Genomic DNA, 1,902 nt, shown 5'->3' on the forward strand with positions numbered 1-1,902 from the left:
AAAGTTTCTTTTCCCCTTACAGATTTATCATTGACATGAGGCAACGGATAAATCGTAGTGTGACGTAACGGCAATGGACTCTGCCTGACTTCGTAAAGAAGTCGAACCGCCCCAAGGGCTGATGACTCCTACCTCGCCATAATGGCACGTGAGGGAGGAGTGTGTTCAGGGTCATGGGTCGTTTTCCGCTGTTTCAGAATTCCATCGTAGTAAATATTCTCGCCGTTCTGCGCTGGAGCGGGCTTTTGCTGCCTATGGCAGCCTGCGTCGGCACGTTATGCGCCGTCTTCCTCTGGGCGCTCGATCATGTCACCGACTATCGCTTCGCCCATCCCGGCCTGCTGTGGTTCCTGCCGGTGGCAGGCGTTGTCGTTGGGCTGGCGTATCACTGGTTCGGGCGTTCCGCCGAAGGGGGTAACAATCTGATCGTCGATCAGATCCATGAACCGGGTGGCGGTGTGCCACTGCGTATGGCTCCTCTTGTTCTGATCGCCACCGTCGTCAGCCATCTGTTCGGGGCCTCAGTCGGCCGGGAAGGAACAGCGGTCCAGATCGGTGGCAGTATCGCATCCGGGTTCGCCCGCCTGTTCCGTCTGGACGACAACGGGGTCCGCATCATCCTGATGGCCGGGATCGCGGCAGGATTTGGCGCGGTCTTTGGAACACCCGTCGCGGGTGCCGTCTTCGCCATGGAAGTGCTGAGTATCGGTTGTATTGACTACCGTGCTCTTGTTCCGGTCGCGGCAGCCTCAATCCTCGCGGATATGGTGTGTCATTCCTGGGGTATTCATCACGTCCCTTACAGGATCGGGTTTGCCGGCTATCCTGATCTTTCCGGCCAGATCTTTCATACGGATCCGGTGCTTCTGCTGAAGGTCGGTGTGGCATCCGTCTGCTTCGGCCTGACCAGCCTGCTGTTTGCAGAGTCCGTTCACCGCCTCAGCCCGGTTTTCCGCACGCTTTGCCCCATTGCCTGGCTGCGTCCCGCCATTGGCGGCGTACTGACCATCGCGCTCGTCTTCATCGCCGGATCACGGGACTATCTCGGTCTTGGTGTGGTGGCGGCCACGCCTGATGGTGCCTCAATCCTCAATTTCTTCCATCCGGGTGATTATACGTGGAGTTGGCTGTGGAAGCTTGTCTTCACGGTTGCCGCCCTGTCGACCGGCTTCAAGGGCGGGGAAGTCACGCCCCTTTTCTTCATTGGCGCCGGTCTGGGACATACGCTGTCCACCTTTCTCGGCGTGCCGACCGATCTTCTCGCGGCAGTCGGGTTTGTGGCTGTTTTTGCGGGGGCGGCCAATACCCCTCTGGCCTGTACCTTCATGGGGGTCGAGCTGTTTGGCGCTACGGACGTCATCTACATCGCGACGGGCTGCTTCATTGCCTATCTCTGCTCCGGTCATTCCGGGATTTACCTGTCCCAGCGCATCGGTGTTCCAAAAGCCGCACATCCTCACATTACGGCGGGCATGGCGCTCCGGCAGGCCCGTGGCTTCATCGGGCGGCGGGTCCGGAAAACCGGCACCCAGACCTCCTCTGACCCAGCAACACAAACCGGAAAATAAGCCATGCACGAGACGCCCACCCTACTGACAGAACCTGCCGGTATTCTCCGGATTTTCATGACGTCCGCATCACGGGCGCAAAGCCGACAACAGAAACCTTTTACCCGCCTGTTCCAGCGCCGTCCTCTCTATCGTGACATCGTCCATGCGGCCCGTGCAGCAGGCTTCACCTGCTCGAATGCCCCCTTTGCACATTACGGCTTCTGGAGAAGTGGGGAAATCCAGCAGACACTGGGGGAAATCCCCAATACGCTTCTGTCGGTCTATGTCGATATTCTGGGCGACCATGAGCAGCTTCAGGCATTCTGCCTCTCCCACGAGGCACTGCTGAGAG

Annotated in this window: 2 protein-coding genes and 1 riboswitch; both genes read left to right on the top strand. The window is 58.8% G+C overall.

All coding sequences use genetic code 11. The features are described 5' to 3' along the window. Nucleotides 1–60 precede the first annotated feature (60 nt). Nucleotides 61–138: riboswitch (Fluoride riboswitch) on the top strand. A 35-nt stretch (nt 139–173) separates the two neighbouring features. After that, complete coding sequence (locus tag AD928_RS00280; RefSeq protein ID WP_062247347.1) at nt 174–1,568, top strand: voltage-gated chloride channel family protein; 1,395 nt, start codon at nt 174–176, stop codon at nt 1,566–1,568. A 3-nt stretch (nt 1,569–1,571) separates the two neighbouring features. Further along, a partial coding sequence (locus AD928_RS00285) for a hypothetical protein (RefSeq protein ID WP_062247349.1) occupies nt 1,572–1,902 on the top strand: 331 nt, incomplete at its 3' end.

Origin of the sequence: Acetobacter cerevisiae (assembly GCF_001580535.1) — a bacterium.
Lineage (GTDB): Bacteria > Pseudomonadota > Alphaproteobacteria > Acetobacterales > Acetobacteraceae > Acetobacter > Acetobacter cerevisiae.

Excerpts from the sequence above, each read along its gene's own strand:
- AD928_RS00280 (WP_062247347.1), top strand. The coding sequence starts at position 174 with ATGGGTCGTTTTCCGCTGTTTCAGAATTCCATCGTAGTAAATATTCTC.